The sequence below is a fragment of the Microtetraspora glauca genome, from assembly GCF_040656155.1.
GTDB lineage: Bacteria > Actinomycetota > Actinomycetes > Streptosporangiales > Streptosporangiaceae > Microtetraspora > Microtetraspora glauca.
In genome coordinates this window covers 570071-596272 of sequence record NZ_JBFALK010000003.1, presented here as the reverse complement: position 1 = coordinate 596272, position 26202 = coordinate 570071, and the positions used below count along the sequence as shown (strand labels likewise).

The 26202-nt window shown below is 70.1% G+C and carries 25 protein-coding genes and 1 riboswitch; of the genes, 16 read left to right on the top strand and 9 right to left on the bottom strand.

What is annotated here, in order from left to right:
• Positions 1-172: 172 nt before the first annotated feature.
• On the top strand, positions 173-1351 hold the full coding sequence (locus tag AB0I59_RS09075) for a L,D-transpeptidase (RefSeq protein WP_358131577.1): 1179 nt from the start codon (positions 173-175) through the stop codon (positions 1349-1351).
• Positions 1352-1549: 198 nt separating this feature from the next.
• Here the strand turns inward: AB0I59_RS09075 and qcrB are convergent, their stop codons facing one another.
• Genes qcrB through ctaE form a run of 4 tightly spaced genes read right to left on the bottom strand, consistent with a single transcriptional unit; the run spans position 1550 to position 5713 of the window.
• Entirely contained in the window at positions 1550-3181 is a 1632-nt protein-coding gene (gene qcrB / locus AB0I59_RS09070) for a cytochrome bc1 complex cytochrome b subunit (RefSeq protein WP_358131575.1), read from the bottom strand.
• Complete coding sequence (qcrA, locus tag AB0I59_RS09065; protein ID WP_061256547.1) at positions 3181-4266, bottom strand: cytochrome bc1 complex Rieske iron-sulfur subunit; 1086 nt, start codon at positions 4264-4266, stop codon at positions 3181-3183. The genes qcrB and qcrA overlap by 1 nt, the downstream gene beginning before the upstream one ends.
• Positions 4263-5075 (bottom strand): cytochrome bc1 complex diheme cytochrome c subunit, encoded by an 813-nt coding sequence (gene qcrC, locus AB0I59_RS09060; protein WP_358131573.1) that lies wholly within the window; start codon positions 5073-5075, stop codon positions 4263-4265. Before qcrC ends, qcrA begins: the two co-directional genes overlap by 4 nt.
• A 17-nt stretch (positions 5076-5092) precedes the next feature.
• Entirely contained in the window at positions 5093-5713 is a 621-nt protein-coding gene (gene ctaE / locus AB0I59_RS09055) for an aa3-type cytochrome oxidase subunit III (protein ID WP_061256553.1), read from the bottom strand.
• A 163-nt stretch (positions 5714-5876) separates the two neighbouring features.
• Here ctaE and AB0I59_RS09050 point away from each other — a divergent pair, with 163 nt between their 5' ends.
• The 3 genes from AB0I59_RS09050 (at position 5877) to AB0I59_RS09040 (ending at position 8211) form a co-directional block, all read left to right on the top strand.
• The gene (locus tag AB0I59_RS09050) at positions 5877-6293 is read left to right on the top strand and encodes a hypothetical protein (RefSeq protein WP_061256555.1); all 417 of its coding nucleotides are present in this window, start codon (positions 5877-5879) and stop codon (positions 6291-6293) included.
• A gap of 13 nt (positions 6294-6306) precedes the next feature.
• Positions 6307-7350 carry an anthranilate phosphoribosyltransferase gene (gene trpD / locus AB0I59_RS09045; protein ID WP_061256557.1) on the top strand — a complete coding sequence of 348 codons (1044 nt, stop codon included), beginning with the start codon at positions 6307-6309 and terminating at the stop codon, positions 7348-7350.
• A gap of 228 nt (positions 7351-7578) precedes the next feature.
• The gene (locus tag AB0I59_RS09040; RefSeq protein WP_061256559.1) at positions 7579-8211 is read left to right on the top strand and encodes a sensor histidine kinase; all 633 of its coding nucleotides are present in this window, start codon (positions 7579-7581) and stop codon (positions 8209-8211) included.
• Here AB0I59_RS09040 and AB0I59_RS09035 read toward each other — a convergent pair.
• The 4 genes from AB0I59_RS09035 to AB0I59_RS09020 all read right to left on the bottom strand — a co-directional run bounded on the left by AB0I59_RS09035 (position 8163) and on the right by AB0I59_RS09020 (position 11128).
• Complete coding sequence (locus tag AB0I59_RS09035; RefSeq protein WP_061256561.1) at positions 8163-8450, bottom strand: Lrp/AsnC family transcriptional regulator; 288 nt, start codon at positions 8448-8450, stop codon at positions 8163-8165. The two genes, AB0I59_RS09040 and AB0I59_RS09035, sit on opposite strands and share 49 nt — an antisense overlap.
• Positions 8451-8535: 85 nt before the next feature.
• Positions 8536-10284 carry a DEDD exonuclease domain-containing protein gene (locus tag AB0I59_RS09030; RefSeq protein ID WP_358131569.1) on the bottom strand — a complete coding sequence of 583 codons (1749 nt, stop codon included), beginning with the start codon at positions 10282-10284 and terminating at the stop codon, positions 8536-8538.
• Between the two features lie 42 nt (positions 10285-10326).
• Complete coding sequence (locus AB0I59_RS09025) at positions 10327-10887, bottom strand: GNAT family N-acetyltransferase (protein ID WP_358131567.1); 561 nt, start codon at positions 10885-10887, stop codon at positions 10327-10329.
• 4 nt (positions 10888-10891) lie between these two features.
• Positions 10892-11128 (bottom strand): WXG100 family type VII secretion target, encoded by a 237-nt coding sequence (locus tag AB0I59_RS09020; protein WP_358131565.1) that lies wholly within the window; start codon positions 11126-11128, stop codon positions 10892-10894.
• Between the two features lie 62 nt (positions 11129-11190).
• On the opposite strand from AB0I59_RS09020, the gene AB0I59_RS09015 reads away from it, so the two are divergent.
• The 8 genes from AB0I59_RS09015 (at position 11191) to AB0I59_RS08980 (ending at position 21236) form a co-directional block, all read left to right on the top strand.
• Positions 11191-12603 carry an alpha/beta hydrolase gene (locus tag AB0I59_RS09015; RefSeq protein WP_358131600.1) on the top strand — a complete coding sequence of 471 codons (1413 nt, stop codon included), beginning with the start codon at positions 11191-11193 and terminating at the stop codon, positions 12601-12603.
• Between the two features lie 59 nt (positions 12604-12662).
• Positions 12663-13067: a hypothetical protein gene (locus AB0I59_RS09010; protein ID WP_358131563.1), complete on the top strand. Its 405-nt coding sequence runs from the start codon at positions 12663-12665 to the stop codon at positions 13065-13067.
• 378 nt (positions 13068-13445) lie between these two features.
• Complete coding sequence (locus tag AB0I59_RS09005; RefSeq protein ID WP_061256571.1) at positions 13446-14762, top strand: NYN domain-containing protein; 1317 nt, start codon at positions 13446-13448, stop codon at positions 14760-14762.
• A gap of 126 nt (positions 14763-14888) precedes the next feature.
• Positions 14889-15848, top strand: a complete 960-nt coding sequence (locus AB0I59_RS09000; RefSeq protein ID WP_061256574.1) for a C40 family peptidase — start codon at positions 14889-14891, stop codon at positions 15846-15848.
• Between the two features lie 886 nt (positions 15849-16734).
• A riboswitch (cyclic di-AMP (ydaO/yuaA leader) is annotated at positions 16735-16892 on the top strand.
• Between the two features lie 139 nt (positions 16893-17031).
• Positions 17032-17499, top strand: coding sequence for a C40 family peptidase (locus AB0I59_RS08995; RefSeq protein WP_358131560.1), 468 nt, complete (start codon positions 17032-17034; stop codon positions 17497-17499).
• Between the two features lie 265 nt (positions 17500-17764).
• Positions 17765-18658, top strand: a complete 894-nt coding sequence (locus AB0I59_RS08990) for a peptidase MA family metallohydrolase (RefSeq protein ID WP_358131558.1) — start codon at positions 17765-17767, stop codon at positions 18656-18658.
• A gap of 48 nt (positions 18659-18706) precedes the next feature.
• A complete protein-coding gene (locus AB0I59_RS08985; RefSeq protein ID WP_082776974.1) occupies positions 18707-20008 on the top strand; it encodes a M48 family metallopeptidase in 1302 nt (433 codons plus the stop codon).
• A gap of 40 nt (positions 20009-20048) precedes the next feature.
• The gene (locus tag AB0I59_RS08980; protein WP_358131556.1) at positions 20049-21236 is read left to right on the top strand and encodes a glycosyltransferase family 4 protein; all 1188 of its coding nucleotides are present in this window, start codon (positions 20049-20051) and stop codon (positions 21234-21236) included.
• 57 nt (positions 21237-21293) lie between these two features.
• Here the strand turns inward: AB0I59_RS08980 and AB0I59_RS08975 are convergent, their stop codons facing one another.
• Positions 21294-23078, bottom strand: a complete 1785-nt coding sequence (locus tag AB0I59_RS08975; RefSeq protein ID WP_061256829.1) for an AMP-dependent synthetase/ligase — start codon at positions 23076-23078, stop codon at positions 21294-21296.
• A 295-nt stretch (positions 23079-23373) separates the two neighbouring features.
• Here AB0I59_RS08975 and AB0I59_RS08970 point away from each other — a divergent pair, with 295 nt between their 5' ends.
• Genes AB0I59_RS08970 through AB0I59_RS08955 form a run of 4 tightly spaced genes read left to right on the top strand, consistent with a single transcriptional unit; the run spans position 23374 to position 26193 of the window.
• Positions 23374-24141 (top strand): metallophosphoesterase family protein, encoded by a 768-nt coding sequence (locus tag AB0I59_RS08970; protein ID WP_061256579.1) that lies wholly within the window; start codon positions 23374-23376, stop codon positions 24139-24141.
• A gap of 14 nt (positions 24142-24155) precedes the next feature.
• Entirely contained in the window at positions 24156-24593 is a 438-nt protein-coding gene (locus tag AB0I59_RS08965; RefSeq protein WP_061256581.1) for an SRPBCC family protein, read from the top strand.
• Positions 24590-25753 carry an ArsA family ATPase gene (locus tag AB0I59_RS08960; RefSeq protein ID WP_061256582.1) on the top strand — a complete coding sequence of 388 codons (1164 nt, stop codon included), beginning with the start codon at positions 24590-24592 and terminating at the stop codon, positions 25751-25753. The genes AB0I59_RS08965 and AB0I59_RS08960 overlap by 4 nt, the downstream gene beginning before the upstream one ends.
• Entirely contained in the window at positions 25750-26193 is a 444-nt protein-coding gene (locus AB0I59_RS08955; protein WP_061256585.1) for a hypothetical protein, read from the top strand. Before AB0I59_RS08960 ends, AB0I59_RS08955 begins: the two co-directional genes overlap by 4 nt.
• Positions 26194-26202: the final 9 nt, after the last annotated feature.

The window sequence follows — 26202 nt, the reverse complement described above, 5'->3', positions numbered from 1 at the left end:
GGGGCCATATTCTCGTCGTTGTTCTGGTGTGCTCCGGGGCGCCGCGCCCACCGTACGGGGGCGCCCCCCCGCGACGCTTTTCTTTGCCAGCTGTCATCCCGGCCCTGAGCGCAGACCCACAGTAATCGGGTACTAACCCCATGCAAGTGGTGTGTGGCGGGGGGAGACCGACGTGCGAGCTGGTGCTGGGATGCTGGCCCTACTGATGGCGACCGGATGTACCGCCGCGGCGGCGGATCGCGACAAGGAGGTCGCCGTCGTACCCGCGGCGGCCGTGGGCATCACGCCGGAGAACGGCGCCCAGGGACTGATCCCGGAGCTGCCCATCATGGTGTCGGCCGCCGGGGGGACGCTGAAGGACGTCACCGTGGAGGCGAAGGGCAAACGGGTGGCGGGGATGTTCAGCGCCGACCGGACCAGGTGGCGGAGCGCACGGCCGATGACGCCGGGCACCGACTACACCGTGACCGCGGTGGCGGTCAACGCGGCCGGCAAGACGACCGAGACCAAGAGCGTCTTCTCCACGGTGAAGGCGGCCAAGTCCTTCGACGTCCAGACCATCCTTCCGAACAAGGAACTGACCGGGCTGACCGTCGGCGTCGGGATGCCCATCATGATCACGTTCGACCGCGACGTCACGGACCGCGTCTCGATCGAGAAGAACCTGCAGGTGCTGGCGTCCAAGCCGATCCAGGGCGCGTGGCACTGGTTCGACAACCGCCGTGTGACGTTCAGGCCCAAGGAGTACTGGCCGGCTCACACGAAGGTCCGGCTCGTCGCCCGGCTCGCCGGCGTACGCGGAGCCGACGGGATGTACGGCACGAAGGACTACGTCCGCGACTTCACGATCGGCCGTTCCCAGATCAGCTACGCCGACACGGGCACCCACCACATGAAGGTGAAACGCGACGGGAAGCTCATCCGCAACATGCCGATCAGCGCGGGCAAGGGCGGCGAACTGAAGTACTACACCACCTCGGGCGTCCATCTGGCCATGGACCGCGAGCTCGTCACGGTCATGACCTCACCCGGCATCGGCCCCGGCAGCCCCGGCTACTACCAGACCACCGTCTACGACACCGTACGGATCTCCGACTCGGGGGAGTACGTCCACGGCGCCCCATGGTCCGTGGGGGATCAGGGCAACTCCAACGTGAGCCACGGCTGCGTCAACGTCAGCCCGGAGAACGCGAAGTGGTTCATGACCAACACCCTGATCGGGGACCCGATCGTCGTCACCGGCTCGCCGCGCCCGCTCGACCCCACGAACGGCTGGGGCCACTGGCAGGAGTCCTGGAAGCAGTGGCTCAAGTGGAGCAGGCTGCGTGGCGCCAGCACCGAGCCGCTCTGACGGCCCTGTGAGCCTCTGACCTCGGCCCGCGCCCCTGAATCGGAGGGTGCGGGCCGCTCGTCGTCTCGGAGGATCTGAGGGCCGTCCAGGGGGAGCGGCGGCCGATGGCCATACAGGCTGGGGACGATGGCCGTGTGGGCGGGGAATACGAAGAAACGGCCCGGGTGGGAATCCCACCCGGGCCGCTCACGTGGTGAATCAGTGAACTTCCTTGCGCTCCCCGGCGCCGACGGCGGCGTGCTCCTCGCCGTGACCGTGGCCCTCCTCGAGAGGGATGCGGTCCGTGCCGTACGCCTTGCTCATCTTGGCGCGCAGCCTGCCGATGAGAGAGCGGGCTCCCTTCGGCGGGATCCCCTCACGGTCGACTCCGCTCTCGATGACCGGGATCTCCTTCTTGCCGCGGATGTGCGCCAGGATGTCGTCCGCGGGCGGCGTGTGCACCTCGATGTACTCGCCGTTCGGCATCCGCTTGATGACGCCGGACTCGACACCGTGGGACACGACCTCGGCGTCCTTGCGCTGGAGGCCGATGCAGACCCGGTAGGTGATGATGTAGGCGATCACCGGACCGAGGAAGATGGCGAACCGACCGAAGATCGTCGTCTCGTACAGGCCGATGTGGAAGTTGGCCGAGATCTCGTCGTTCGCGCCCAGCAGCCACAGGATGCCGTAGAACGTGACCGCCGAGATGCCGATCGAGGTGCGGTGCGCGTTGTTGCGCGGCCGGTCGGCGATGTGGTGCTCGCGCCGGTCGCCGGTCACCCACTGTTCCAGGAACGGATACAGCGCCAGGCCCGTCATGATGATCCCGAGCGGCACCAGCGCCGGAATCAGCACGCTCAGCGGGATCGTGCCTCCGGACGTCCCGAAGAGGTTGATCTCCCACGGGACCATCAGACGCAGGGAGCCCTCGAGGAAGCCCATGTACCAGTCGGGCTGGGAGCCCGCCGAGATGTCCGCCGGAGTGTACGGCCCGAACAACCAGATCGGGTTGGTCTGCGCGAACGTGCCCAGCAGCGCCAGCACGCCGAAGGTGAACAGGAAGTACGCGCCCGCCTTGGCCATGAAGGCCGGGTAGAACGGCGCGCCCACCACGTTCTTCTCGGTGCGCCCCTTGCCCGGCATCTGGGTGTGCTTCTGCACCCACATGAGGATCATGTGCGCGGTGATCAGCGCCAGCAGGATGCCCGGAATGAGCAGGATGTGCAGGGTGAAGAACCGGGAGATGATGTCCTCGCCCGGGTACTCCCCGCCGAAGAGGAAGAACTGGATGTACGTGCCGATCAGCGGGATCGAGAGGATGACTCCCTGGGTGATCCGCAGGCCGGCGCCGGACAGCAGGTCGTCGGGCAGCGAGTAGCCGGTCAGACCCTCGAACAGGGCGAGGCTCAGCAGGCCGATGCCGATCAGCCAGTTCAGCTCGCGCGGCTTGCGGTATGCCCCCGTGAAGAACACGCGGAGCATGTGCACCACCATGCCGGCGACGAACAGCAGGGCCGCCCAGTGGTGGATCTGCCGGATGAGCAGACCACCGCGGACGTCGAAGGAGATGTTCAGCGTCGAGGCGTACGCCTCCGACATCATGATGCCCTTGAGCGGCTCGTACGAGCCGTCGTACATCACGTGGCCCATGCTCGGCTTGAACCAGAACGTCAGGAACGTACCGGTCAGCAGCAGGACGATGAACGAGTAGAGCGCGATCTCACCCAGCAGGAACGACCAGTGGTCGGGGAACATCTTCCGCAGGTTGCGCTTGAGGAAGCTGCCCGCGCCCAGGCGGTCGTCGAGAAAGGTCGAGACGCCGGCTATTGCCTTGGGAGGAGTGTCCATTACGCCTTCTCCGCCTTCTCCCTAGCTTCCGCCTCCGCGTCCCCGCGCTCCCAGAAACTGGGCCCGACGGGCACGTTGAAGTCGGCCTTGGCGATGAGGAAGCCCTCGCCGTCGATCCCGATCGGGAGCTGCGGCAGCGGCCGCGCCGCGGGACCGAAGACGACCTTGGCGCCGTCCGCCGCGTCGAAGGTCGACTGGTGGCACGGGCAGAGGATGTGATGGGTCGTCTGCTCGTACAGCGCCGCCGGGCAGCCCACGTGGGTGCAGATCTTCGAGTAGGCGACGATGCCGTCGTGCGTCCAGTTCAGGTTCGTGCCGGACTTGATCTCCTCCGGACGGAACTTGAGCAGGATCAGCGTGGCCTTGGCCAGGGCGTTGAGGTCGTGCTCGTACCCCTCGGGGACCACCGAAAGGATGCCGCCGGGCGAGTTGAAGTCGGCGGCGCGGATCGGCTGCCCGGTGCCCTCGGTGATGAGGCGCCGCGGCTTGCCGGTCTTGGTGGGCTCGCCCCACACCGTGTGCCGGAGCTTGGTGCCCGGCAGCGGGCCGAGGTCCTTCAGCAGGAAGAGAGGGGCCAGGCCCAGCGGCGCGGCCGCCAGCAGCAGCGTCCGGCGCAGCAGCCCGTGCTTGACGAAGCCGCTCTCCTCGGCGCCCGCCAGGAACGTCTCCTTGACGGTCTCGCGGGTCTCGGCGTCGGAGGCCATCGGGTGGCGCTCCTGGATCATGGTGTATTTCGGCATGATCCGCCGCACCCATGTGGTGATGCCGGCGGCCAGCGCGAGCAGCGCCAGCGCCAGCGTGCCGCCGAGCGCGAAGTTGGACGTCGAAGTCTTGTCGATCGTCCCGACCTGGAAGATGACGTACGAGGCGATGAAGCCGGCGCCCGCCAGGAAGGCGATCAGGAAGAGCAGCGCGACCGTCTTCTCGGCCTTGCGGGCGCTCGCCGGGTCCTGGTAGATCACGCCCGGCAGAGCGGCGGCCTCGTGGACGGTCTCGTCCTTGAGGACGGCCTCGGTGGCGGGCGGCGTGCCGATGACGCGCTTCGGTACGCGATCCTCGGGCTGGTCGATGGTGTTGTCTGTCATGAATGCGCCTGTCGCTTCTTCGCGGTGATCCAGATGGCGGCGAGGACCAGCAGGCTGATGCCGGCGATCCAGGCCACGAGACCCTCCGTCACCGGGCCGATACGGCCGAGACCGGAGCCGCCCGGGTCCACCTGGCTGCGGACGCTCGTGATGTAGGCGATCATGTCCCGCTTCTGGTCGGGAGTGATCGTCGAGTCGTTGAATACGGGCATCGCCTGCGGACCGGTGGCCATCGCCTCGTAGATCTGCGTGGGCGACGACTCGTTCAGCGAGGGCGCGTACTTGCCGTAGGTCAGTGCGCCGCCGGCGCCGACGAAGTTGTGGCACTGGATGCAGTTCGCCCGGAACAGCTCGCCACCCTTCGCCGGGTCACCCTTGGCCGGGTCGACCTGCTCGGCGGCCGGCCGGGTCGGGCCGCCGCCCAGTGACTGGACGTACGCCGCGAGCTGGTCGATGGCCTGCGGGGTGACCCACTCGTCGAGCGGCTTGCGCGGTGCCTGGGCTCCCGGGTCGGAGGCGGGCATGCGCCCGCTGCTCACCTGGAAGTCCACGGCCGCCGCTCCCACGCCGACCAGGGTGGGGCCGGACTTGGTGCCCTCGGCGTTCAGGCCGTGACAGCTGGCGCAGTGGGCGATGAAGAGGTCCTTGCCCTGCGCCACGTCGTCGGCCTTACCGGACGCGACCGCCGCGTCCGCGGTGCTGCCGGTCGGTGCGGCAAGCGCGTATCCCCCGCCGAGGAGGCCAAGCGCGAGCGCCACAACGGCAAAACGCGCGAGGGGATGCCGCCGTCGCGCGGTGATGGAGTTCACCGATCTCCCCGTTCCGATCATTTGATGATGTAGATGGTCGCGAAAAGGCCGATCCAGACCACGTCGACGAAGTGCCAGTAGTAAGACACGACGATCGCGCTGGTCGCCTGCTCATGGGTGAAGCGCTTCGCGGCGTACGTGCGTCCCAGAATGAACAGGAACGCGATCAGTCCACCCGTCACGTGCAGACCGTGGAAGCCTGTGGTCAGGTAGAACACAGAGCCGTAGGCGGTGGACGCCAGCGTCGTGCCCTCCTCCACAAGGGTGCGGTACTCGTTCAGCTGGCCCGCGACGAAGATCGCGCCCAAGATGAAGCTGATGATGTACCAAAGCCTGAGCTTCTTGACCTGGCCCTTTTCCGCGGCCCATACACCGAACTGGCACGTCACACTGGACAGGACCAGGATGATCGTGTTCGCCGTGGCGTACGGGATGTCGAGATGGGTGTCCGTCGGCCAGGCTGTGCCTTGGCCGAGGGTGACCGACCGGATGGTGAAGTACATCGCGAACAGCGCCGCGAAGAACATGAGCTCAGAGGACAGCCAAACGATGGTCCCGACCTGAACGAGGTTCGGTCGGCGGGACCCGTACGGTGTCGTCGTCGTTGTAATTGCGGATGCTGTCGCCACGCGCAGCATTATTGCGGCTCCCCTGGTCGGGTCGCCGCACGCCCCCCCGTTAGAGGCGTTTTGCTCCGTTTAGAACCGGAGAATCTTGGCAACAAGCCCTGGGCTGCGCGTACGGCGTGTGCGCCGGTAGCATCACGATGACCATATCCCGCGATTCGACAGTGAGCGTGACATGAGGGTTCTCGTCTACAGCGACGACGCAGGCACCCGTGAGAAGGTGCGGCTTGCCATCGGGCGGCGCCCCGCCGCGGACGTGCCCCTCGTGGAGATCGTCGAGTGCGCCACCCAGCCGGCCGTGCTCAAGTATCTCGACTCCGGCGACATCGACGTGGCCGTTCTCGACGGTGAGGCCGCCCCGGCCGGAGGCATGGGGATCAGCCGGCAGGCCAAGGACGAGGTCCACAACTGCCCCCCGATCCTGCTGATCATCGCGCGCAGGGACGACCGCTGGCTCGCCAACTGGTCCCGCGCCGACGCCGTGGTCGCCCAGCCGCTCGACCCCATGGCCGTCGCCGAGACCGTCGCCGACCTCATGCGCCGGCGGCTGAGCTCGTCCGGATCGCCCCGCCCCGCCCAGCCCGTCTCGTAAACGGAGCCTCTCCATGGACTCGCGTACCACCTGGCCGTCCCTGCTGACCGCCCTGCTCGCCGGCGAGCACCTGACCGCCGACGAGACGGCGTGGGCCATGGGCGAGATCATGTCCGGCGACGCCACACCGGCACAGATCGGCGCCTTCGCCGTCGCGCTGCGGGCGAAGGGCGAGACCGTCGCCGAGGCGGCCGGCCTGGCCCGGACGATGCTCGACCGGGCGGTCCCGCTGTCCATCGAGGGGCCCGTCGTCGACATCGTCGGCACCGGGGGCGACCGGGCGCACACCGTCAACGTCTCCACGATGGCGGCCATCGTCGCCGCGGCGGCCGGCGCCCGTGTCGTCAAACACGGAAACCGCGCCGCCTCCTCCCTCTGCGGCGCCGCCGACGTGCTGGAGCACCTCGGGGTCGTCCTCGACCTGTCGCCGGAGGGCACCGCGCGGCTCGCGGTCGAGGCCGGGATCGCGTTCTGCTTCGCGCCCGTCTACCACTCGGGGTTCCGCTTCACCGGGCCGCCGCGCAGGGAGATCGGCATCCCCACCGTCTTCAACTTCCTCGGCCCGCTCACCAACCCGGCGCGTCCGTCCGCCCAGGCGATCGGCGTCTTCGACGCCCGGATGCTTCCTGTGGTCGCGGGAGTCTTCGCCGAGCGAGGCGTGTCGGCGCTGGTCTTCCGTGGTGAGGACGGGCTCGACGAGCTTTCCACGGCGGGTCCCTCGCGCGTCTTCGTCGTCCGCGACGGCGTGCCCCGGGAGACGATGTTCGACCCGGCTGACATCGGCGTGGCCCGGTCCCGGCCGGACGACCTGCGCGGCGGCGACGTCGCGTTCAACGCCGCCGCCGTGCACGACACGCTCGCGGGCAAGACCGGGCCGGTGCGCGACGCGGTGCTGCTGAACGCCGCGGCCGCGCTGGTCGCGCTCGACGGCGCGGGCGATGACCTGGTCGCCGCCCTCGGCGCCGCCTACGCCCGGGCCGCGGAGGCGGTCGACACCGGCCGCGCGGCCGCGACGCTCGACCGCTGGGTCGAGATCAGCCGCGCTCTCGCCTCATGAACCGCGCGGGCCGGGGTCCGTCCCCGGAGGGATTCCCGGTCCGCCTTTGAGGTGACGCGTACGGCACGGCGCGAGTCGTACGGTGCCCGCATGACGCGCCACCTCCTTGCCTGCCTCGTCCGCCTCTCCCGGCGATGTCTGCCCACGCTCCGGAGCCTTGGCGGGTCACGGCCGTCAGGTCCCCTTCTCCTACCGCCGTGGCAGCCCCGTTTCCCTCCGCGTGACCGCGTGGAGTTGCTGCGCACGCGTGAACGGCTCCGCATCGCCTCGGAGCTGCATGACGTCGTCGCCCACGACCTGAGCGTGATGACCCTCGGCGTCGGTGCCGGACGGGTGTTCATGGACAAGGACCCCGTACGGGCGATCCAGACCCTGCGTGAGGCGGAGGAGTCGGGCCGCCAGGTGCTGGGCGACCTGCAGCGCATGATGGCGTTGCTGCGCGTGGACGGAGCCGCACGAGGCCCCCAGCCGCGCCTGGCCGAGTTACCCTCCCTGCTGCACGCGTTCAGGGCCGCGGGACTGGACGTGACGTTCACCGAGGAGGGCGTGCGGCAGGCCCGGCCCACCCTGGAGCTGTCGGCCTACCGGATCGTGGAGGAGGCCCTGGGCAACGCCATGCGGCCCGGAGCGGCGCGGTCGGCCGCGGTGATGCTGCGCTGGACCCAGGGCGTGCTCGACCTGACCATTCGGGACGACGGCGTGCCCAGGGAACGGCTGCTCGGCACTTGGGAGCGTGCCGCGCTCTTCGGCGGCTCGGTGACCGCGCGCGTCGTGTCCGGCGGTTTCGAGATGAGGGTCCGCCTGCTGGCGGGTCAGTCTCCGTCGTTGAGGCCGATCGAGAAGGCCGCGTCGAGATCGTGACGGGAGTAGGTGCGGAACGCGATGTGCGTCTCGGTCTGCAGCACCCCGGGCACCTTGTTGATGCGGCCGGGAACGACCTCGGCGATCTCCTCGTACCTCGCGACGCGGATCATGGCGAGCAGGTCGTACTCGCCGGTGATGGAGTAGACCTCGCTGACCCCGTTGAGCTCTGCGACCGTCTGCGCGACCTCGGGAATCCGGTCGACATCAGCCTTGATGTGCACGATCGCGGTGACCATTCGCGTTCTCCTGTGTCGTCAGTGTGTCGTCGAGTGCGTCGTCGGACGCCGCCCGCGCTCCGGAGGCGCCGGGCGGGATCGTGGTTCATCGTAGGGGCTTGCCCTCCCGCGCCTGGTGTCTGGGCAGCCCTTGGTAGGCGCGTTCGACCCGGTCCTTGAGCCGGCCGGCGCCGTACGCGGGCAGGCTCCACGTCCCCTCCACCCGCACCAGCCGTACGCCGGGGGAGTCGAGCCAGCGCAGGACGCACTCGGTCTCCTCCGCGCTGGCGGCCGGAATGGGGCCGGGGCCGGGCGCCACGGTCTCCGCCGTGGCGACCAGGGCGTCGACGTAGGGGACCGGATGGGCGCCGCGCGGCATCACCCCCGCGGCCGCGAGCCGCCCGTGGCGCACCACGTGGATGTCCCAGCCGCCGTCGAAGGCGGGGCTGGCCGCCACCATCTGCGGGATCGAGGTGAGCGAGCGCAGCCGTTGCATGCGGGCCGCCGTGCGGATGTAGGCGGCGAGACGGTCGCGGTCGACGGCGGCCTCCTCATAGCGTTGCTCGGCCGACAGGCGGCGCATGCGCGCCTCGATCGCGGAGAAGACCACCTCCGGATCCCGCTCCATGGCGTGCCTGGCGCTCTCGACGTGCAGGGAGTAGCCCTCTTCGCTCTCGCGGCCCTCACAGGGCGCTCCACACCGGCCGATCTCGGCCAGCGTGCACGCGACACCACGGACGCGCGTGGACAGCCGCTGCGTGCACTGCCGCAGCGGGAGCGCCTCGTGCAGGGCCGAGCGGGCGTCGTCGGCCATGCGGCTGCTCGGGAACGGGCCGAGGTAGGTGCCCTGGTCGTCCTTGATCTCCCGGACGATGCTGAGCCGGGGGAACGGCTCGTCGGTCAGCTTCAGCCAGACCACCCGCTCGGGGAACCTGGACCGCTTGTTGTAGCGCGGTTTCGCCGCTCCGATCATGCGCAGCTCGCGGACCTCCGCCTCCAGCGCGGTCGCGCACACGATCGTGCGGACGCTCTCGGCGATGCCGACCATCTCGCGGACGCGCGGACGCGTCTCGCTCGCCGTGAAGTAGCTCCGGACCCGGTTGCGCAGGTTCGAGCTCTTGCCGATGTAGAGCGCCTCGCCCTTGGCGTCCTCGAAGATGTACACCCCGGGGGCGCCGGGCACGGACTGCGCGAGATGGCGCTTGCGCTGCTGCTCAGGACTGGGCGCCCGGACGAAGGTGCGCAGGTCCTCCAGGGTGTGCACGCCGTACGAGCCGACCCGGCCGATCAGGCCGTGCAGCACGTCGACGGTCGCCTTGGCGTCGGCGAGGGCCCGGTGGCAGGGCTCGGTGGTACTGCGGAACAGCCGCGCCAGGGTGCCGAGCTTGCAGTTGGGCGTCTCGTCCCGGGTGAGGACCCGGCGGGCGAGATCGGCGGTGTCCACGACCGGGTTGGCGGGCGGCGGGTAGCCCCCGGCGGCGCACGCCGCCTTGATGAACGACAGGTCGAAGGGCGCGTTGTGCGCGACCAGAGCGGCGCCGGTGATGAACTCCAGGAAGCTGGAGAGCACCTCGGGCATCTTGGGCGCGGCCACGACCATCGCGTCCGTGATCCCGGTCAGGACGGAGATGAACGGAGGGATCGGGCCGCCGGGATCGACCAGGGTGGCGAACTCGCCCAGCACCTCGCCGCCGCGCACCTTGACCGCGCCGATCTCGGTGATCGCGTGCTCGGCCGCCGATCCGCCCGTGGTCTCCAGGTCGAAGACCACGAACGTCACGTCCCGGAGGGGAGTGCCGAGCTCGTCCAGAGTGCCCTGTACCGCTTCCACGCGCTTGACCTTAGAGACGGTCACCGACATTCCCCACGCCGGTGCCCGGGTCGTCCGCGTTCGCGGTTATGCCGCGGGAGTCCATTCCCGCTGGAGCATCGCGTAGATGAGCTCGTCGCCCCACTCACCCTTGAACAGCTCGTTCTCCACGAGATGGGCCTCACGGCGCATGCCGAGGCGCTCCATCAGCCTGGCGGAGGCGTCGTTGCGGGCGTCGCAGCGGCCGTAGATCCGGTGCAGGCCGAGGTCGTCGAACCCGAGCCGCAGGATCTCCCGGGACGCCTCGAAGGCGAGCCCCTGTCCGTGGTAGTCGGGGTGGAACGCGAAGCCGATCTCGCCCTGGCGGTGCTCGGGGCTGCGCCAGAACAGGAAGATATCGCCGATCAGCGCGCCGGTCTCGCGCAGCTCGACGGCGATGTTGAAGGTGCCGTTCTCCGCGCTCAGCGCGGCCTGCCCGAGCTTGGTCTCCAGGGCCGCTCTGGTCCCGTCGTACGTACGCGCGTCCCAAGGGAGGTAGCGGACGACGTCGGGACGCGAGTGGAAGGAATGCAACTCGTCGAGATCGTCCATGGTGAAGGGGCGGAGGAGCAACCGGGGAGTTTTGATCGGATAGGTAGGGTTCAGCACGCGATCATCCTATTGGGGATGGCCGGTCAGCCCGCTGTGCCTCCCGCTCCAGCCTGGCGGCGACACTCCGCAGATCCTCGGAGAACTGGTGCAGCATCCCGAGCCACCCGCGGAGTTCCCGGTCGAAGCGCTCGGCGGCCGGGCCGGTCCAGCGCGGGGACCGGCGCAGTGCCGCCACCTGATCCAGCAGCTCGTCGAAGCGGGGAGCCGCCCTGCGCATCGCGTCACTCTCGAACGTCACGCCGCAAGCCTGGCAGAAGCCGACACGCAGCGTGACCGATGGCCTACGATCCGCTGGTGAGCATGCTGTGGTTGGCCGACGCGCCGTCCATGCGCGCGCTCGCCGCGCGCCTGGACGACGTGTCGGGCGGTCTGGCCCCGCGAGTCGCCCCCGGCCTGTCCCCGGTGTTCGGTCTCGACCAGGTGTCGCGCCATCCCGAGCTGGCGCACTACGCCGAGCGGCTGCGGTCCCTCCGGCACTGGTGCGAGGCGACGGCGGCGGACCTGCGGCGCAGAGCCTCGATCGCCGAGCAGGCCGACGCGGTGTCCCTCGACCCGGTGGAGCCCACGGCCGTCCGGGCCGCGCTGGTCGCCGCCGCTTCGGGTACGGCCGACGCGGCGCTCGCCGACCTCCGCCAGTTGGTCGCGGCACGCGAGGCCGGGTTCGACCGCGACGCGGCGGTCGCCGGGTTCTTCGCCGGGCTCCCGCCGGACACGGCGCTCGCGGTGGCTCTCGCCGGCGCCGACCTGGTCGGGCCTCTCGGCGGCGTGCCGTACGGCCTGCGTTACGCGGCGAACCGGCTGCTCGTCCGGCAGGCCCGCGCCGAGGCCCGCACACTGTGGCTCACCGATCGGGTCACCCTCTTCTCCCGGCTGCTCGAACCGCGCGAGGTGCGGACCGTGCGCGACGGACGGGTCGTGTCCGAGAAGGCGCCCAGGCAGTTCCTGCTGTTCGACGCCTCGGGGCAGGGCCGCGTCGCCGAGGTGTTCGGCGACCTCGACACGGCGACATCCGTCGCCGTCACCGTGCCCGGCACCGGGAACAACCTCGAGACCTACACCGACGGCCCCGGCGCGAACGCGCGGGCCCTGCACGACTTCGCCGAACGCTTCTCCGGCGGGAGATCAGCGACGATCGCGTGGATGGGCTGCGACCTGCCGCAGTCGCTCACGCAGGCCACCTGGACGTCGTACGCCGAGGCCGGCGGGCCGATGCTCCGCGACTTCGTGACCGGCCTACGCCTCGGCGCCGACGTCCGCACGACCCTGGTCGGCCACTCCTACGGCAGCACCGTGACGGGACACGCCGTGAGCGCCGGCCTGCGGCCCGGCAACCTCGTCGCCGTCGCGAGCCCGGGATGGGGGGTGTACTCGGCCGAAGCTCTGCATGCCCCCGGTACCCGCCTGTACGCCCTGCGCCATCCGCACGACGTGATCAGTGTGGCTCCCGTTCTCTCGTTGGCGTCGAAGGCCGGGTTGCTGGGCCTGCTCGCCACGCCGTGGGCGGGACACGGGCAGGACCCGATCCTCCTCGGTGGTGTGACCCGACTCGCCACCGGCACGGACACCGACCTCGTTCAGCTGGGCGTCGACGCCCACGCCCACGGCGACTACTTCACCACCTCAGGCCCCACGACCCTGGCAACCAGCAATATCGCCCAAGTGGTCCTTGGTAAGCGGCCGATTACTTTCTTAGAGGCAAGAGCGTCACGGTGATACATCGAAAACTGATTGCCCTATTAATCCCCATAATTCTGGGCGCGGGAGGGTGCGCTGTGAGCCGAGGATCCGGCGAGCCGCAGATCGCTCGAGCGCTGCGTGAACTGAGTGTGACGCTGGCGGAAACGATCGAGATGAGCGGACTTGCTGCAGCGCCGACAATGCAGCGGGCGCTGTGGCCGTGTGATGAGGTCGGTAGGCGTGCCTTCACGATCAGCTACGACGTGATCGTTCCCGATCCACATCGGACGGTGAACGCCGTTGTCGATCAGTGGAAGAAGCATGGCTTCAAAGTGCAGATTGATCGCTCACGGGATCAAGCCCAGCCGGAGGCAATAGTCGCATCCCGTGACTTTGAGATGTCAGTGCATGGGTTTCCAGACCGTAGTTCGGTCTGGATCAGGGGAAATACTGCTTGTTTGCCGGGGGAAGTGCCGGAGGAGTGGCGGGACGTCCGGTAGGGGTCTCTTCCCGACCTCGAATCGACTGGTGATCGGTTCCCGAACGGCTCGTGAGCCCGCGCTCTGATCACATTGCGATCGTGCTCAATGGGCGTCGGCGGAGGCGGGAGAGGCGTGCCGCCGAGCAGGTCGGCGGGCCCGTGCGCGGAGCCGCCAGAGTGCGCCCGTGCCACTTGACGAGGGTGCTCCGAGTCCGTATCGCAACCAAGCGGTTGGGTGAACTCCGTTAGCCTCGACGTTCGTGCATCAGGCGGGAACCGCCATGATGCGGCGGGAAAAGCCCCGAAGGGGCGGCTGCTGAGGCGAGAGTGATGCGCGACCCGGTCAGGGGCGCGACAGCCGTACCCTTTAAAAAGGACAAGGATGAGGAGCGAGCGGATGAGTTCAGCCGGAGAGGGCCTGTCTCGTCCGCTGCCGGAGCAGGTGCGGTTACACGTGGTGGAGCTCGCGGCTCAGGTGCTGGGGTCCATGCCCGCCGCCGCGATTCCGTCTCAGTTGCGCGGCATCGCCAAGTTCGATCCGCGCAAGCGCGCCCGCCTCGGTAGCGCGCCGATCGCCGCCATGCTGGAAACGGACAAGGAGTTCCGCGAGACCGTCGCGGAGACGCTCCGGTCGGCCTGGCCCGACCTGGTCGCGGGTCTCGCCGACGGAGTGGTGCCCGCCGCCGCCGAGCCGGTGCTCGTCGCCGCGGCGGCCTACCTCACCCGGCCTCCGGGCTGGCCTGAGCTGGTCGAGCGAGCGCGCGAGGACCTGGAGCAGGCCACGTCGGCCGAGGCGGGGCGCGAACAGGTGGAGGCCCGGCTTCGCGAGCAGCTCGCCACCCAGCGGACCGCCGCCAAGGAGGAGGCGGAGCGCTTCCGTGAACAGGTGAGGGTGGCTCGCGCGGAGAACGCGGACCTTCGACGCAGGCTGCACGACGCGCGGGAGCGCGCGAAGGCGGCCGAGCGCAGGGCGGCCGAGATGGAGGCGGAGACCGCCGAGGCCAGAGCCAGGGTGGCGAACGCCAGCGGCGCGGCGGAGACCGAGGTCCGCAAGCTCAAGGAACGCCTCGCGGACGCCGAGCGGCACCTTGAGGCGAGCCGTCGTGCGGCCCGGGAGGGGCGCAGCGTGGAGGACGCCCGCATCCGGGTGCTCATGGACGCGCTGCAGGACGCCGCGGCAGGGCTCCGCAAGGAGCTGGCCCTGCCCACGATGATCAGCAAACCGGCCGACTACGTGTCCGCCGTGGTGCCGGGTGCGCCGAGCGTGCGGGCGGTGCCCGCCAGGGCGCTCGCCGACGACGATCCGCAGCTGTTCGACCAGTTGCTGGCCATCCCTAACCTGCACGTCATCATCGACGGCTACAACGTCACCAAGACGGGCTACCCGTCCCTCACGCTGGCGGATCAGCGGGCGCGGCTCCTCACCGGACTGGGCGGCCTCGCCGTACAGGCAAGGGTGGAGGTGACCTGCGTCTTCGACGGGGCCGAGCTCAATGGGCCGGTCCAGGTCTCTGCTCCGCGTGGGGTCCGGGTGATGTTCAGCGCGCCCGGCCAGATCGCCGACGATCTCATCCGGCAGCTGGTCAAGGCGGAGCCGTCCGGCCGCGCCATCGCCGTGGTCTCCTCCGACCGGGAGGTGGCCGATTCGGTGCGCCGGATGGGGGCGCGGCCGGTGCCGTCGCTCCTGTTGCTCCGCCGTCTCGGCCGTACCTGATCACCTAGAGTGCCAGGCTGATCGCCATAGGTGATGATCAGGTCGAATACCTGCGAATAGGTTGAATCGCCATGATCGCCTGAGTAAAGTCGCGCCCCAGGTTTGTCTATGACGAAGGGGGCCTGAGTGCGAGGGCGTGTACCGGTGGCCGTCGGCTTGGCCGCTGTGGCGCTGCTGCTGCCCATCACCGGCGCGCAGGCGGATCCCAAGCCCACTGTCGCGCAGGCCAAGGCCAAGCTGAAGAAGCTCGACGAGCAGGCCGACAAGATCGTGGATCAGTACAACGCGGCCAACGAGAAGTGGAAGAAGGCCAAGAAGCAGTACATCGCGGTCAATACCACCTACAAGGCGCAGGCCAGCAAGGTCGAGGAGCTGCGCGAGGGGCTGGTCACGGTCGCCAACAGCACCTACCAGACCGGGGATGTCGTCTCCTTCGGTCTGTTCTACAGCCCGGACCCCGAGTCCATGCTCAGCGGTCTCGCCGCGCTCGACCAGCTCTCCCAGGGGCGTGCCCGGCGGCTCAGTGAGTACCAGGGCGCCATCGCCGACCTCAAACGGCAGCGGGACCAGAAGAAGAGCACCTTCGACGAAGCGGCCAAGGTCAAGGCCGATCTCCTCAAGGAGAAGAAGAAGGCCGACGAACTGGTCAAGGAGCAGACCGAGCTGCTGCGTCGCCTGGGCGCCTACAACGCCGGCAACCCCAACAGTGCGGGCATCGCCTATACGGGTTCGGCCTCCGGCAACGCGCTCGCCGCGCTCCAGTTCGCCTACCGCCAGATCGGCAAGCCGTACCGCTACGGCGGGACCGGGCCGGGGGCCTGGGACTGCTCAGGGCTCGTCCAGGCGGCCTGGTCGAGCGGCGGGGTCTCGCTGCCGCGTACGAGCTTCGAGCAGTGGGCCTGGGGTGCCAGCCGCAGGGTCTCGCTCGACGCCCTGGAGGCGGGCGACCTCCTCTTCCACAGTGGGTACGGGCATGTGGGCATCTACGCCGGAGACGGCAAGGTCGTCCACGCTCCCCGGACGGGCGATGTGGTGAAGGTCGTCACGCTCGCCCAGTACAACGCCATCGGCGCCGTACGTCCCTGATCTCGGCCGCCGGGAACTCCGGCGACCGCCCCGGCCGGGGCACCGGATCGCCGGTGCCCCGGGCCGCACACCCGTTGGTGTCCCGTCCGCACCGCCGTCACACTGTCGCGAGTCCGCAGGCCTCGGATCTGTCCTGTGCCGCGTATTTCGGCGGTGTTCGCGCGGCTTTCGGCGGTGTCCGCGTGGCCGGACGCCGCTGAGCGCGCCGGTGCTCTGCGGCGAGGTTCCATGTCGATGGCCCCTGGCCCGGTCCCTCCTGAGCCCGGCTTCCCCTGGTTCCGGCCCTGTGAGCCGGCATGGAGCTCGTAGGGCGCTCGATCGAGCCTCTGGGGACGGCTGTATGCCAATGGGTGAGGCCGGGGCCGGTGAATCCTGAACGCCCGCACGAACGGACGCCTCAAGGAGCAACCAGTCCCGCTCTATGCGGCGGGATCACTCGGTCCTGTTATACGGGGCGATTCGACGGTGGAAATCATGATTCCGCGATCACCTTCACCCATCGGCGGAAGCGGCATATGTGACAACTCTCACATCGTGTGCGCGAACGTCGATCGGACCCAGGGTGCTTCCCGTGGAATTTCGATCACCAAAATAGATCTACCTTCTAGGGTGTCTGCTGGTGCCAATGTGGCAGTTCCGGAGGATGTTTCGCAATATGTGACCAGAGTCACATTTTAGTGCGGAATGCATCGGGTATGCAGGGGTTTTCGTTTTACCGGAGCCTTTATTCGATCTTTATTTCTTGGCATGGACTTTGCCGACCTATGGCACGAATCGGTAACTTCTGGGCCGCGACGTGCACTCCACGCCGTCGCCATGAACGCCGGTACCAGCCGCGTTCGTGCCGATCATCCGTCGTCGTCACCCGCTTCGCGATCCCCCCGGGTGCGGCGACATGCCGAGTCCGTGCAGTCAGGAGGCACGGAGCCGGGGAACCAATGACCTTCATCGAAGGTCCGGGGTGAATCGGCGCCTTTCGCGCCGTAGGGCGACTTCCCCGCCCGAATCCGTCAGCTAACCCGGTAGGCGCAAGCGGAAGACCATAGGAGCGATCCTGTCTAGCACCCCTGCACGCCTGTCCCGCCTTGCCCGCGTCACCCTCGGTGGCGCAGCGATCACCGCCTCTGTCGCAGCCGTCGGAGCCCAGCCCGCGTCGGCCGAACCGGTGACGGACGGCCTCTCATTGGAAACGGCCACCACGACGGCGGCAGCCGCGAAGGCGGAGACTTCCGCCAAAGCGGCCATAGTCTCGAAGGTCACGATCCGTCAGGCCAAGGCAGCCCGCCAGAAGCGCCTCGCGGAGAAGGCCATCAAGGTGGCCAAGAAGCAGATCGGCGACCCGTACCGATGGGGAGCCACAGGACCGGGCGCGTTCGACTGCTCGGGCCTGGTCCAGTACGCCTGGGAGAAGGCGGGCGTCAAGATCCCCCGCACGACCTGGTCACAGAAGAGCGGCGTCAAGAAGAAGGTCTCCTGGGAGAACCTCAAGCCCGGCGACCTCATCTTCACGAGCGGCGGCGGCCACGTGGGCATGTACGTCGGGAAGGGCAAAATGATCCACGCGCCGCACACCGGCGCGCAGGTCAGGATCGACAAGCTCGACGCGTACCGCAAGAGCAGCTTCGTCGGCGCGGTCCGTCCCGGGGCCTGAGCTCCCTACGCCGAACGTCGGAATTCCCCCCGACCGACTGCCGTCCGTCCCTGGGCCGCTGCCCCCACCGAGCCCCCTCTCGGTCCGTCCCGGGGACTGAGCCCCCATCAACCCCCCAGCCGGGCGTGCCCGGCTCGAACCCCACCCGGGCGCGCCCGGGCCGCCCCCCGGCCGGGTGCGGTTCGACACCGGTACGCCGCACGGCCCCGCCCCTCTGCCAGAGGGGCGGGGCCGCGGCATGTCCGGAGGCTCGTACGATTTCGGCATGCGTGCTGTGGTCCGCCTCGGGGCGGCCGTGCTGGTCGCGGGGGCGGTGACGGCCCTGCCCGCCGACGCGCCGCCCGACCGGGCGCTGGCCACCGCGCGCGCGGTCATGGGCGAGCATCCCGAGATGTGGGCCGGAGCGTCGCTCGTCAGAGGACAGCACGCCCTCGTGATCGGCGGCCGGACGGCGGCCGATCCCCGGTCCGCCTCGCGATCCCTCTCGGCGCCCGGAGCCCGTCCGGAGGTACGCAGCGGCTCGGTGCCGGTCGCGGGGCTGGCCGCCGTGGCCGACTCCGCCCGCCGTACGGTCGCGCGGGTCTGGGGGTCCGTGGACGCGGTGATCCTCGTCCCCGCGACCGACGCGCAGGCCGCCGTTCTCGCCTCGCCCGCCGGAGTGACGGGCCTCGCCGCGCTGGCCGACGTCGATCACGTCATCGTCGCGCCCTCGGGTTTCGCCCGCCTGTCGGAGACCGGGCGCCGCGTCGTGCTCGCCCACGAGCTGACGCACGTCGCCACCGGGGCCGCGGTCGCCGGTGACATGCCGGCCTGGCTGGTGGAGGGTTTCGCCGACTACGTCGGCTATCTCGACAGCGGCCTGACCGCCCGTGCCGTCGCCAGCGAGCTCGCCGCCGAGGTCCGCGCCGGCACGCTCCCCGCGGCGCTGCCCGGCCGTGAGGCGTTCCGCCCCGGCTCGGTACGGCTCCCGCAGGCGTACGAGGAGGCGTGGCTGGCCTGCCGGTACATCGCCGAGCGGTACGGGGAGCGCGCCCTGGTGGCCCTCTATCGCGCGGCGAGCGACCATGATCTCGCCACGGCGCTGGTAAAAACATTGGGCACGAACCTCGCGGAGCTCACCGCGGCCTGGCGAGAGTACGTGCGGAGCGAGCTCGCCTGACGCGCCGCCCACGAGAGGCCACCGGGGGACTGTGAAGGGGTGATGGGGATGCCACGGAGTGACGTCGCCGGCCGGGTCGGCAGGCCCGGAGCCGGCACGGGATCCGGGAGCCGGGCGGCGGGGATCGCGCTGCTGGTCCTGGGAGCGGTCCTGATGGGGGTCGTCGCCGTCACGACCCCGTGGAACGCCCTCGGCCCCGGCGCCCCGGAGGTGCGCCCCGATCCCGCGCGGGACTTCACCCCCGCGCAGCTCGCCCGCGCCGACGCCTTCGACGCGGCGACCTCGCTTCCCGGCTATCTGTCGCTCGCGCTGACGCTGGTCATCGCGGGCGTGCTCGTCCTCACCCCGGTCGGCGCCCGGCTGATCGGACGGATCAGAGGGCCCTGGTGGGTGAGGGCGATACTCGGCGTGCTGGGCGTCTACGTCGTCTCGCTGCTGCTGAGATGGCCGCTCGGGATGTGGATGGAGACCGTGCTGCGGGAGTACGGCCTGTCCACGCAGACGTGGGGCACGTGGACCGCCGACCGGCTGAAGAACTTCGGCCTCCAGATCGTGCTCTCCGGTGTCGCCGTGCTGGTGATCGTCGCGCTTGCCCGGAAATGGCCGCGCACCTGGTGGATCCCCGCGTCCCTCGGCGCCTTCACGCTGACCGTCGTGCTGTCCTTCGCCTACCCGGTCGTGGTCGAACCGATGTTCAACACGTTCACGCCGCTGCCCGCCGGGCAGTTGCGCGCCGACCTGCTCGCGATGGCCGCGAAGGACGGCGTTCCCGTCAAGGACGTGCTGGTCGCCGACGCCTCCCGCCGCACCACCGCGCTCAACGCGTACGTGTCGGGGTTCGGGGCGACCCGCCGGATCGTGGTGTACGACACGCTGGTCAGCCAACCGGCGGACGAGGTCAAGCTGATCGTCGCGCACGAACTCGGCCACGCCAAGCGCGACGACGTTCTCTACGGCACGCTGGTGGGCGCGCTCGGCGCGGCGGCGGGGACCTGCCTGCTGTTCATCGCCGTCCAGGCGCTGCGCCGGCGCGCGGGCGTGTCCTCCGCGGGCGACCCCCGGGCCGTCGGTCTGCTCGTCGGGCTCATCTCCCTCGGCACCGTGCTGTCCGGCCCCGCGCAGAACGTGGTGAGCCGCCAGATCGAAGCCCGCGCCGACGCGCACGCGCTCGACCTCACCAGGGACCCCGCCACGTTCGTGGCGATGCAGAAGAGCCTCGCGGTGCGCAACATCTCGGATCTCTCCCCGAACGCCCTGGAGTACCTGCTGTACGCCTCGCATCCCTCGACCGCGGAGCGCATCGCCATGGCCAGGTCCTGGGCGGGACTCAACGGCCTGCCGCGACCATGACGGCACGGCCATGAACAGGGGTGAGCCCGGAGGAGCGGCCGTGGACAGGACGCTGTTCGTCACCAACGACTTCCCGCCCAGGGCCGGAGGCATCCAGGCGTTCGTCCACGGGCTCGCCTCCCGCCTCGACCCGGCCTCGGTCGTGGTCTACGCCCCGCGATGGAAGGGGTGTGAGGCGTTCGACGCGCGGCAGCCGTACGAGGTGGTGCGGCATCCGACGTCGCTGATGCTGCCCACGCGGCGGGTGGCGCGCCGGGCCGCGGAGCTGGCGAGGGACTGCGGCACCGTCGTCTTCGGCGCCGCGGCCCCGCTCGGCCTCCTCGCCCCCGCGCTGCGCGACGACGGAGCCCGGCGGATGGTGATGCTGACGCACGGCCACGAGGCGTCCTGGGCCAGGCTGCCGATCGCCCGCGACCTCCTGCGGCGCATCGGCGAGAGCGCCGACGTGGTCACCTACCTGGGCGGATACACGCGCCGCCACCTCGCCCCGCACATCGCCGCGACCAAGCTCGTACGGCTCGCGCCGGGCGTGGACACCTCGGTCTTCCACCCCGGCGCGGGAGGCGCGCTGATCAGGAGATCGTTGGGACTCGGCGCCCGGCCCGTGGTCGTCTGCGTCTCCCGGCTGGTGCCGCGCAAGGGGCAGGACACCCTGGTCCGCGCGTGGCCGCTGGTCCGTGCCCGGGTCCCGGACGCGGCGCTGCTGCTGGTCGGAGGAGGCCCCTCCCGCGACGCGCTGCGGCGGGTGGCGGCCAGGAGCGGGCTGGGGGGCTCCGTGCTGTTCACCGGCTCCGTGCCATGGTCCGCGCTGCCGTCGTACTACGACGCCGGCGACGTCTTCGCCATGCCGTGCCGTACCCGCATGGGCGGGTTGGACGTGGAAGGGCTCGGCATCGTCTATCTGGAGGCGTCTGCGACCGGCCTTCCCGTCGTCGCGGGCGCGTCGGGGGGCGCCCCCGACGCCGTACGGCACGGCGAGACGGGCCTGGTCGTCGACGGGACGTCACACGAGGAGGTGGCGGACGCGCTGGTCGAGCTGCTGCGCGATCCCGCCCGCGCCCGCGTGATGGGCGAGCGCGGCCGGACGTGGATCGAGGAGGAGTGGCGCTGGGATCTCGTCGCCGCGCGCTTCTCCGCCCTGCTGGCGGCGGACCGCACCGAGGAGGGGCCGGCGGACCCGCCACGGGATCGCGCGATCCCGGGCGGCGGGCAGTCGGACCCTCCCTAGGGTCCCTCGCGGCATTCCCCGCCCCGGCGCGTCGCCCGGGGCTGGCGCCGTCGGGTCCTATCCGTACAGCTCGTCGATCTGCTTGGCGAAGTCCCGCGTCACGACGTGCCGCTTGATCGACTGCTTCGGCGTGACGTGGCCGCTGTCCTCGCTCAGCTCGATGTCGAGGATCACGAACTTCTTGATCTGTTCCGCCTTGGAGACCGACAGGTTGGCGTTGTCCACCGCCTGCTGCACCTCGGCCACCACGGCCGGGTCGGTGCAGAGCTCGGCCATCGAGGCGCCGGACCGCCCGTTGGCCTCCTTCCACTGCTCCATGGCCTCGGGGTCGAGCGTGACCAGCGCGGCGACGAACGGCCGGTCGTCGCCGACCACCATCACCTGGCTGACCAGCCGGTGCGCCCGGATGCTGTCCTCCAGCGGGCCCGGCGCGACGTTCTTGCCGGCGGCGGTGACGAGGATCTCCTTCTTCCTGCCGGTGATGCGCAGGTAGCCGTCCTTGTCCAGCTCTCCCACGTCGCCCGTGTGGCACCAGCCCTGCGGGTCGATGGCCTCCTTGGTGGCCCGCTCGTTGTTCCAGTAGCCGGCGAACACGTGGCGGCCCTTGACCAGGATCTCGCCGTCGTCGGCGATACCGATCGTGACGCCCGGGAACGGCTTGCCCACGGTCCCCACCTTGTTCGCGCCCGGGATGTTGACGCTCGACGGCGCGCTCGTCTCGGTGAGGCCCCAGCCCTCGAACACCTCGATGCCGACGCCGCGGAAGAAGTGGCCCAGCCGCTCGCCGAGAGCGGAGCCGCCGGAGACGGCCGCGCTGAGCGAACCGCCGGTCGCCGCCCGAAGCTTGCCGTAGACGAGCTTGTCGAAGGCCGCGTGCTTGAGGCGGAGGCCGAGAGAGGCACCGCCGGTGCTCTCCGCCTTGCTCCACTCGATCGCCACCTTGACGGCGCTGTGGAAGATCTTGCCCTTGCCCTCGGACGTGGCCTTGAGCTCGGCCGCGTTGTAGACCTTCTCGAACACCCGGGGCACCCCGAGCAGGAAGGTCGGCTTGAACGACTGCAGGTCCGGGGCGACGTTCTTCATGTTGGCCGTGTGCCCGATCACGGTGGACGTCTCGATGAGGACGATCTGGATGATCCTCGCGAAGCTGTGCGCGAGCGGCAGGAACAGCAGCGCGGCGCGGTCCTGCACGTCGAACAGCAGCTCGAGCGGGCCGTGCGCCACGTTCCGCGCGGTGAACAGCAGGTTGTCGTGGGTGAGCTCGCACCCCTTGGGGCGGCCCGTGGTGCCCGACGTGTAGATGATCGTCGCGAGGTCGCGGCCGCCCCGCGCGGCCCGCCGCTCGGCCAGCGTGTCGTCGGACACGTCGGCGCCGAGCCGGGTGAGCTCCTCGAGACCGCCGTCCTCGATGCGCCAGACGGAGGCCAGGTCGGGTACGGCCTCCCTGACCGTCTGCTCGTGCGACTCCTGCTCGACGAACACGCCCTTTGAGCCGCTGTCGGAGATGATCCACTTGACCTGCTCGGCGGAGGAGGTCTCGTAGATCGGCACCCCGACCGCGCCCGCGGTCCAGATGGCGTAGTCGATGACGGTCCACTCGTAACGCGTACGCGACATGAGCGCCACCCGGTCGCCGAGCTCGACGCCCGCGGCGATCAGGCCCTTGGCGACGCCCGCGACCTGGTCGCGGAACTCCCGCGCGGTCACCGGAACCCAGGCGTCGCCGTCCTTGCGCCGGATCACCACGGCGTCCGGTTCGTCGACACCACGCTGGAACACCGTGTCTGTGCAGTTCGCGGACAACGGGACGTCCACCAGCACGGGAACGCTGTACTCGCGCACGGTCACTCCTTCGGGCGCGCTCCTAATGGTCTCCACGGTCGAGGCTGGAGCGGGAATCGGCCTCACCGGACGCTACCGTGCGAAGTTACGCGTGGGTAGATCCGTCACCCAGGCGTTATCTGGGCATTCGCACGCTATCAGGGCAGCTACGCCGGACCGTCGACCCGCATATGCCGTGAAGGAGTCGCGACCCGCTCCTTACCGTCGCGGGCGCGCGTTCCCGCGACCAGCGGTGTGACCAAGCGCTAGGGTGCCACCCCGGCCGTGTCCGGGGACCGGTATTACGATGTCCCGCATGCGGGTCCATGTCGTCAGTGACGTTCACGGCCGGGCGGACGCCCTGGCGCGGGCGGGCGACGGCGCCGACGCCCTGGTGTGCCTGGGCGACCTCATCCTCTTCGTCGACTACGCCGACCACTCCCGCGGGATCTTCGCCGACCTGTTCGGGCCGGAGCGGGCGGCCGAGTTCATCGGGCTGCGCACCGCCGGCCGGTTCGACGAGGCGCGGGCCATGTCGGCGCGGCTGTGGTCCACGCTCGAAGGCGACCCCAGGGACCACATCGAGGCGGCGGTGCGCCGCCAGTACGCCGAGATCTTCCGGGCGATGCCGGAGCCCGCCTACCTGACGTACGGGAACGTCGACATCCCGCGCCTGTGGCCGGAGTTCGCCCGGCCCGGCCATCTCGTCCTCGACGGGACCACCGCCGAGATCGGCGGCCTGACCTTCGGATTCGTCGGCGGGGGCCTGCGCACGCCCTATCGCACGCCGTACGAGATCGACGACGAGGAGTACGCGAGGAAGGTCGAGGCGGTGGGCGAGGTGGACGTGCTGTGCTGCCACATCCCGCCCGCGATCCCCGAACTGCTGTACGACGTGGTCGCCCGCCGGCTGGAACGCGGCAGCGAGGCCACGCTGGAGGCGATCAGGCGGACCCAGCCGAGATACGCCCTGTTCGGCCACGTGCACCAGCCCCTGGTGAGCAGGACCCGGGTGGGCCGGACCGAATGCGTCAACGTCGGCCATTTCCGCGGGCGCGGCACGCCTTTCGCCCTGGAATGGTGAAGTACGGTTAGCCCATGGCTGATCGAACCACGTCGAGCATCACGATCGGCGCCGACCGGGCGTCGATCATGACCGTGATCGCCGACTTCCCCGCCTATCCCGAGTGGGCCGGCCAGGTGAAGTCCGCGAGCGTCCTGGACACGGGCACGGAGGGCCGCCCGTCACGGGTCCGGTTCGTCCTCGACGCCGGAGTGATCAGCGATGACTACGTCCTCGGCTACGACTGGTCCGACGACGCCGCCGTCAGCTGGCACGTCGTCGAGGCGGGGAAGATGGTGTCCGGCCTGAACGGCAGCTACCGCCTCGCCGAGACCGCCGGCGGCACCGAGGTGACGTACGAGCTGGCCGTGGACCTCAAGGTGCCGATGATCGGCATGATCAAGCGTAAGGCCGAGAAGGTCATCATCGACACCGCGCTCAAGGGGCTCAAGAAGCGCGTCGAAGGCCGATGAGGGTCCTCCTCTTCACGGGGAAGGGCGGCGTCGGCAAGACCACCGCGGCGGCGGCGACGGCCACACTGGCCGCGGATCGCGGCCTGAAGACGCTGGTCGTCTCCACGGACACCGCCCACTCGCTCGCCGACGCGTTGTCCGCGTCCCCGTCGCGGGAGCCGGTCGAGGTGGCGCCCGGGCTGCACCTCCAGCAGGTCGACACCCAGAAGGCGCTCGAACGCCACTGGGGCGAGCTGCGGCAGTACGCCAAGAACGTGTTCCAGGAACTCGGCCTGGACGAGATCACCTCCGAGGAGATCACCGTCCTGCCCGGCGCCGAGGAGATCATCGCCCTCCTCGAACTGCGCGAGCAGGCCCGCACCGGCCGCTGGGACGTGATCGTGGTCGACTGCGCGCCGACCGCGGAGACGCTGCGGCTGCTCGCCCTGCCGGAGGCCCTCGACTGGCACGTCAACCGGCTGCTTCCGACAGCCCGGCGGGTGCTGCGCGCGGTCTCGCCGGTGATGCGGCATCTCGCCAAGGTGAGCGCTCCCGAAGGCGCCGTCATATCGGCCGGGGAGCGGCTGCACCACGGGCTGATGGAGGTCCGCGAGCTGCTGACCGGCGACAACGCCTCCGTCCGGCTCGTGCTCACCCCCGAGGCCGTGGTCGTGGCCGAGGCCCGGCGCACGCTCACGTCCCTCAGCCTGTACGGCTACCGCGTCGACGCCGTCATCGCCAACCGGGTCTTCCCCGGGGGAGAGGACGCCGACGAGTGGCGGCGCGGCTGGGTCGAAGCGCAGGCCAGGCAACTGTCGGAGATCCACCAGTCGTTCGCCCCGCTGCCGATCCACACCGTCCCGTACCTGCCCGCCGAACCGGTCGGCCCGCGCGCCCTGGCACAGGTGGCCGCCGAGTTGTACGGCACGGCCGACCCGTTCGCGCCTCCCGCCGCCGAGCCGCCGATGCGCGTCGCGGCCGACGAGCTGGTCCTGGCCCTTCCGCTGGCCGACAAGGAGGCCGTCGATCTGGCGCGCAAGGGGGAGGATCTGATCGTCACCGCGGGCGCCTACCGCCGGGTGATCGCGCTTCCCTCCGCCCTGGCTCGCAGGACGATCTCCACCGCGGTGCTCCGCGACGGGCACCTCCGGGTACGGTTCGAGACAGGAGGGGCGAAATGACGGAAAACAACGACACCAACGGCTCCCCCCGTCAGGACCCGCTCGGGTCGGTGGCGGAGGAGGCCATGAAGCTGTTCGACGCGCTGCAGCAGCGTGTGGGCCGCGAGCTGGGCAAGGGCTTCGTGAAGGGCGGCGTGAGCGGCCTCGGCGGCGCGGTCGGCGGCGTCTTCGGAGGCGGCTCCGGCGCGGGCCGTACCGAGGACGTGTGGGGTGAGGCGGTCGCCGGGCATGACCACGACGAGTACATCTGCCGGGCCTGCCCGGTCTGCCGGGTGATCGCCGCGGGCAAGGAATCGGGGGGCGACGTCACCGACCACCTGGTCGCGGCGGGCGGCGAGCTGGTCGCCGTGCTGCGCCAGGCGGTGGACGCCCTGCAGCAGCGCACGGCCCCGGCGAAGCAGCCGGAAGAGCCGCGAGTAGAGCACATCGACCTGGGCTGACAGAGGTTT